At 60.2% G+C, this 6357-nt stretch carries 6 protein-coding genes; 5 read left to right on the top strand and 1 reads right to left on the bottom strand.

The annotated features are described in order from the left end of the window. Positions 1-492: 492 nt before the first annotated feature. Positions 493-1935: an alginate export family protein gene (locus tag DOU54_RS18525; RefSeq protein WP_113382163.1), complete on the top strand. Its 1443-nt coding sequence runs from the start codon at positions 493-495 to the stop codon at positions 1933-1935. A gap of 25 nt (positions 1936-1960) precedes the next feature. Continuing rightward, the gene (locus DOU54_RS18520; protein ID WP_162749706.1) at positions 1961-3256 is read left to right on the top strand and encodes a serine hydrolase domain-containing protein; all 1296 of its coding nucleotides are present in this window, start codon (positions 1961-1963) and stop codon (positions 3254-3256) included. 243 nt (positions 3257-3499) lie between these two features. On the opposite strand, the gene DOU54_RS18510 is transcribed toward DOU54_RS18520, so the two are convergent. After that, positions 3500-4399 (bottom strand): LysR family transcriptional regulator ArgP, encoded by a 900-nt coding sequence (locus DOU54_RS18510; RefSeq protein WP_113382165.1) that lies wholly within the window; start codon positions 4397-4399, stop codon positions 3500-3502. Positions 4400-4499: 100 nt separating this feature from the next. Here DOU54_RS18510 and DOU54_RS18505 point away from each other — a divergent pair, with 100 nt between their 5' ends. From DOU54_RS18505 to DOU54_RS18495, 3 genes are all read left to right on the top strand, one after another. Next, positions 4500-5108 (top strand): LysE/ArgO family amino acid transporter, encoded by a 609-nt coding sequence (locus DOU54_RS18505; RefSeq protein ID WP_113731710.1) that lies wholly within the window; start codon positions 4500-4502, stop codon positions 5106-5108. 110 nt (positions 5109-5218) lie between these two features. After that, a complete protein-coding gene (locus DOU54_RS18500) occupies positions 5219-5806 on the top strand; it encodes a DUF1214 domain-containing protein (RefSeq protein WP_004440683.1) in 588 nt (195 codons plus the stop codon). After that, positions 5799-6347, top strand: a complete 549-nt coding sequence (locus DOU54_RS18495) for a DUF1254 domain-containing protein (RefSeq protein ID WP_072494166.1) — start codon at positions 5799-5801, stop codon at positions 6345-6347. The genes DOU54_RS18500 and DOU54_RS18495 overlap by 8 nt, the downstream gene beginning before the upstream one ends. Positions 6348-6357 lie beyond the last annotated feature (10 nt).

Raw genomic sequence — 6357 nt, 5'->3', positions numbered from 1 at the left:
CTGCCGGCCCTCACCCGTCCCCGCTCGCTCTCGGCCGAGGCGACACGTGTAATCCGCTCCATCGGGCGGAAGATGAAGGAAGCCACGGCGCTGAATGTGACGACGCAGAAGGTGGCGGATGCCGCCATCCGCGATAGCAAAGACGAAGCCGCGCGGCGTTAGGGTGTTTCGGGATACTTATAAGGTATCGTGAGACTTTAGAAGGAATAACAGGCGGAATCCTGCACGTTTAAACAATCCTTGGTTGCCTCCATGACCGGGATGGTCGATCTGCCATCGACGAAAATGAGGTGCGAAACCAATCCAGGCTTCTCCTGCCTGCGAATAATATAATAGTATTTTACGCAAGCTGCCTTTATCCGAGCCTTTAAAGATGTAATATTCCTCAATATTGTTTCTACACTCCAAGATTGAATGGACCTAGCCAGTCAATTCATGTCTAAGTGGGTGCGGTTATCTCTTGTGCGATAACAGCGCGCCCCGGAGGACGGCATGAATGATGCGGCGGAAACGCGCGCGGCGGCGGTTACTCTCCTCGCCGGACTGTGGTTTGCAGCGGATGCGGCACATGCGCAGGACCCCATGCTGCTGATCGACGAGCCGGGTTTTGAATTGCGCCTGTATTTTCAAGCCGGCATCAATGCCGTTGCCGAACAGAACCTGTTCTGGAACTTTGCCGATCGATTTGCGCCGGACGCCGGCTTCGACAGCGACACGCGCTGGCTTGAGGGCTATTTGATGCCCGGCATCGGTTTTACCGCCGACGCCGGCGACCGGCTTCAGGTCTATGGAAAAATCTCGGCCGTTGCCTCCGGCACGCTCGGCACCGACGCCTTCGATGCCGGTGGCACGGGCGCCGTGACACTCGAAGACGGCTATCTCGGCCTGCGCTCGAAGGCGGAGAGCGGCCCGTTCTTCGATATCTCCCTGGGGCCGCGTCCGTTCAAGACGGGAACGGGCATGCTGATTGCCAATGGCGGATCAAGCGGTTTTGAGCGTGGCGCGTTGAAACTAGGGCCGAGAAAGGCTTGGGAGCAGGCGGCGATCCTCCGGCTCGGCAAGGATGACCTGACGGCCACGGCCTTTTTCATCGACGCGAATGAATTATCCGACAAGGACAGCGGAACGAAGATCGTGGGAGCGGATCTGCGTTATGAACCGCAAGAGGGTCGATATTTCGGCGTTACCTTCGGCCATGTGCCGGAATCCGGCTCGCCTTACCCTCGGGCAGCGGCTGGCGGCATCGGCGCGCCGGTCATCATGCCGGGTGCGCGCGAGGGCTTGAGCTTCATCAACGCCTATACCCGTACCAATCCGTTCGATGTGCCATTGCCGGGATTTTTCATCGGCGGCGATATCGCCTATCAATGGAATCCCGACATCGACCTTGCAGCCTGGGGCGGCCGCGCCCAGATCGGCTATGCTTTCGAAGATATTTCATGGATGCCGACGATCGCCTATAGCTACCAGAGCTTCTCCGGCGACAATCCTTCAACCTCGCGTCTCGAACGCTTCGATCCGCTGTATTACGAGGGCAATCCGAGTGCGTGGTCGACGGGCACGAAGTCCTCGATGATGTTTCTCAATTCCAACGTCAATGCCCATCAGATCAGCCTGCAGGTGAAGCCAACGCAGGCCGATACATGGACGCTGCGTTACGCGCATATCCGCGCCAACGAGTTGGATAGCCCTATCCAGTTTGGACAGGGCACGCGGCTCGACGACATCGACGGCACGCCCACCCCGGTTGCGGGCGTCGGCAACCGCCATCTCGCCGATGATCTCTATCTGGAATATTCGCGCATCATCAATGCCAATACCTATCTTACCGCCGGCGTCAGCATTTCATTCCCTGGCAAGGGCATGGATTCCCTGACGGCAGAGCATTCGCCGAACTGGCTTGGAGGTTTCGTCAATGTCATCGTCAATTTCTAGAACCCTGCCCGTCCTTCTTGCAGCCATGGTGCCTGTTCTGGCTTACCCCTATGCCGCTGCCAGTCAGCAAGCCGTGCCGCTTTCAGCCGAGCAGTCGGACCCGCTGAAGCTCGGCTGGATGCAGGGCTTTCCGCCGCCGGAAGACAAGATCATCCGCTTTTCGGACAGCGACTATTTCAATTTTCCGAAATTGCGCTGGACAGTGTGCCACTTCCGCCAGCTGATGCCGACGGTCAATGTCAGCCGTGGGCTCGGCGCGCCAGCGGCCCTTGAGCGCAAGCCCGACCCAGCTATCGACGCCGTGACCTTCCGCCCGACCGGCGGTGAGCAGGACATGACCTGGCTGCAATCGCTTTCGGCCAACTATACCGATGGCATCGTCGTGCTGCACAAGGGGGTGCTTGTCTATGAGCGCTACTCCGGCTGCCTCAACGATACGGGGCAGCACGGGGCGATGTCGGTAACGAAATCGCTGACAGGGCTTCTGGGCGAGATGCTGGTGGCCGAAGGGACGCTGGACGAGAATGCCAAAGTCGCGACCGTCGTTCCCGAACTTGAAAAAAGCGCGTTCGGCGATGCGACGATCCGGCAGGTGCTGGATATGACGACCGGCCTGCGTTACAGCGAGGACTACGCCGATCCCAATGCCGACGTATGGACATATTCCGCCGCCGGCAATCCGCTTCCCAAGCCCGAGGGTTACGAAGGCCCTCGCAGCTACTTTGACTATCTGAAGACGGTGGTGAAGCAGGGCGAACACGGTTCCGCCTTCGGGTACAAGACCATCAACAGCGATGCGCTTGGCTGGATCATTGCCCGCGCCTCGGGAAAATCGGTGGCAAAGCTGCTTTCCGAGCGCATCTGGAGCCGGATGGGCGCCGAGCAGGACGCCTATTACACCGTCGATTCCACCGGCACGCCTTTTGCCGGCGGCGGGCTGAATGCCGGCCTGCGCGACATGGCGCGCATCGGCCAGCTGCTACTGGACGGCGGTACGATGGGCGGCGAGCGGCTCATTCCCCAAAAGGCGATCGACGCCATCCGTCAAGGCGGCGACAAGGCGGTTTTCGCAAAAGGCGGATATCCGGCGCTGCAGGGTTGGAGCTATCGCGCCATGTGGTGGATCACCCACAATGCCAACGGCGCTTTCATGGCGCGTGGGGTGCACGGCCAGGCGATCTATGTCGATCCCACCGCCGAAGTGGTTATTGCCCGCTTTTCCTCGCACCCCGTCGCGAGCAACGCCGCCAACGACGCGACATCGTTACCGGCTTATGAGGCTGTGGCGCGTTACTTGATGGAAAGGGCGGGGAAGCAGTGAGGGCGAGGCGGTGAAGCCGGTGCGAATCGACTGAAGTTTTCTGTCGGAGCTTGCGGCTTACCCCCCTCTGTCCTGCCGGACATCTCCCCCTCAAGGGGGGAGATCGGCAAGATGCGACATCGCCACTTCATTCTCTAACGTTGAGATAGGCAAAACCTTGCCGCATACCGATCTCCCCCCTTGAGGGGGAGATGCCCGGCAGGACAGAGGGGGTAAGCCGCAAGCTCCACGCTCCGCGATGCCTCACACCAACAACGTCGCCCTAGCCGTCCCCACCACCATATCTGTCAACCCCGCCAGCCTTTCCGCCGCAAGCCGGTTAACCTGCCAATAGAGCGGGATATCGAGCGGCGTGCCGGGAACGACCTCCATCAGCCGCCCTGCCTGCAAATGCTCCCCCACCAATTGAACCGGATTGAGCCCCCAGCCCATGCCGGCAAGGCTCGCCTTCACAAATCCATCGGTCGAAGGCAACCAGTGCGTCGGGTAGGCAATGTCTTCACCCAGCACCTCCCTTACCCAGCTCGCCTGTAGCCGGTCCTTCTGGTTGAAGGTCAAGCCCGGCGCGCAGGCGAGCGTTGCTGATGATACCCCTTCGGCAAAATGGCGGGTCATGAAATCCGGGCTGGCGGTCGCGTGATATCTGAGTACACCGAGCGGCGTTACCCGGCACCCCTGCACCGGCTTGTCATGGGCGGTCACGGCGGCGAGCACCCTGCCCGCGCGCAGCCATTCCACCGTGTGATCCTGATCGTCGACGGCGATATTAACGAGATAATCGCTGCTACCGGTGAATTTCGACACCGCATCCAGAAACCATGTGCCCAGGCTGTCGGCATTGGTGGCGATGTTGAGCGTCACGCGCTCCTGCGCCGATCCAGCTTCCGCCAATGCGGGAAGCTGGCGGAACAATTCGCTTTCCAGCATGCCGACGTGATCCATGTGACGGCAGAGCCACTCACCCTTTTCCGTTGCAACGCAGGGGTTACCGCGCACGATCAACACCACGCCCAGCCGCTCCTCCAGTTGCTTGACACGCTGGGAAACGGCCGATGGCGTGACATGCAGTGCCTGCGCCGCCTTTTCAAAGCTGCCGGTCTGAACAACCAGCGCCGCAGCGCGCATTGCGGGATAGTCCAACATTAGTAGTTCTTATCCTGACTGAGACTGTTTAATTTGATTAATCCGTCTTGGGGAAATATCCAAGCCCTGCTTCATATCATTTCGACAAAGAGCGGTAGGCGTGGACATCCAGATCTTCTTTACCGGCCTCACCATGGGCCTCAGTCTCATCGTCGCCATCGGCGCGCAGAATGCCTTTGTGCTGAAACAGGGGCTGGCGCGCTCGCATGTGTTTGCCGTCTGCGCCACCTGTGCGATATCGGATGCGCTGCTGATCACTGTCGGCGTGTTCGGTTTCCAGCGGATCAGCGCCATCATGCCGGCGCTTGATCCCATCATGCGTTATGCCGGCGCCGCCTTCCTCATCTGGTATGGTGCCAAAAGCCTGCACTCGGCTTTGCGTTCGTCGGAAGCGCTGTCAGTGGCCGAGCGACGGGAAGCGAGCCTGTGGCAGACGCTGGCCATCTGCCTGGCCCTCACCTTCCTCAATCCGCATGTCTATCTCGACACGGTCGTGCTGCTCGGCACGATTTCCACGCAGTTTCCCGGCTTTGAAAAGACCTTTGCCGCAGGGGCGGCCACCGGCTCGCTGCTGTTCTTCTTTTCGCTGGGCTACGGAGCGCGCTGGCTGCGACCGATCTTCGAAAAACCTTCCGCCTGGCGCATCCTCGAAGGCATCATCGCCATCACCATGTGGGCCATCGCCTTCAAGCTCGACATGGGCGCATAGGCCAGGAATTTCGCGCTCCAGTCACTTTCACGAGGACTAAACAAGCCGCGCCATTTTCCAAACAGGGAATCAGTGATAGTCCTCGACCTGTTCATAAACGGGAAAACAGCGTGTTCCGAGTTCCATTCCTTGTCGGCATCGCCCTTCTGATCGCCTTTGGCGGCGGTATTGCCGCAACGCTCGCGGCGCTTGAAGCGACCTCCGGTTTCGGTTCGATCCGTATCGGTTCCTGGGACGCGTTTCCGGAAGCGCAGACGATCGAGGCCGATCCTTATGCCAAGTCGCACCGCGCCGACGCCGGCAAGCTGCTTTACGGAACGGCGGAAGGGCTGGCCTTCACCGCGTCCGTCGACAGCGAGGGCCAGCGCCTGAGCGGCGAATGCCGTTACCGGCTGGCCGGGGCTGTGCCACCAGCGCGTTTCTGGACGCTTTACACCGCCGATCAGCAGGGCAATGTGCTGGCTGAGGATGCCGGACGACCATTCGCGCTCAATTCCCGCACGCTTCTGCGCAGCGCCGATGGCGGCATAGACATCACCATTGCTCCGGATGCCCAGACCTATAACTGGCTCGCGGTGCCTCAGGGACAGACCTTCAAGCTCGTCCTGACCCTGCTCGACACGCCTGTGGCCGGCAGTTCCGGCCTGATCGACATTTCCATGCCGCAGATCCGCAAGCTGGGGTGTGGCAATGCTTAGGGTCCTGCTCGCCATCGTCACCGGTCTCGTCGGTGCGGCCGTGCTGCATGTCATCATTCTCCTGGCGATACCGCACTTCAGCAATCGCGATGCCTATACGCGGGCAGTGGCGGAAGGAAAACCGCACCTGTTCCATCTGCTTGAAGAAACGACGGAAAAAAAGACGCTGGGTAGCGGCGATCCCTTCATGCGGGTGGCCGTATGCACCTTCAATATTGAGGAACAGCCGATCCGGCTGACCGCCGTCGGGGCCGTGCCCTTCTGGTCCGTGGCGGTTTACGACAAGGCCTCGAACGAGGTGTTCAGCATGAATGACCGCACATCCGCCGCCGGCGTCATGGATATTCTGGTGGCAGATGCGGTGCAGATCGCCGCCATTCGCAAGGCGCAACCGCCCGCGCTTTCACAGGCAATTCTGGCGGAATCGGATCAGACGGAAGGATATGTGGTTTTGAGGACCCTCGTACCGCAGCCGAGTTTCGGCGAAGAGGCGGAACGGTTCCTGAATGAGGCAAAGTGCCAGCCGACGCCGTGGAAATAACGGCGGCTTA

This window comes from Agrobacterium sp. MS2, assembly GCF_003261015.1.
GTDB lineage: Bacteria > Pseudomonadota > Alphaproteobacteria > Rhizobiales > Rhizobiaceae > Agrobacterium > Agrobacterium pusense.
This window is presented reverse-complemented; position numbering and strand designations above follow the sequence as displayed.

Excerpts from the sequence above, each read along its gene's own strand:
- DOU54_RS18525 (WP_113382163.1), top strand. The coding sequence starts at position 493 with ATGAATGATGCGGCGGAAACGCGCGCGGCGGCGGTTACTCTCCTCGCC.
- DOU54_RS18510 (WP_113382165.1), bottom strand. The coding sequence starts at position 4,399 with ATGTTGGACTATCCCGCAATGCGCGCTGCGGCGCTGGTTGTTCAGACC.
- DOU54_RS18495 (WP_072494166.1), top strand. The coding sequence starts at position 5,799 with ATGCTTAGGGTCCTGCTCGCCATCGTCACCGGTCTCGTCGGTGCGGCC.
- DOU54_RS18520 (WP_162749706.1), top strand. The coding sequence starts at position 1,961 with ATGGTGCCTGTTCTGGCTTACCCCTATGCCGCTGCCAGTCAGCAAGCC.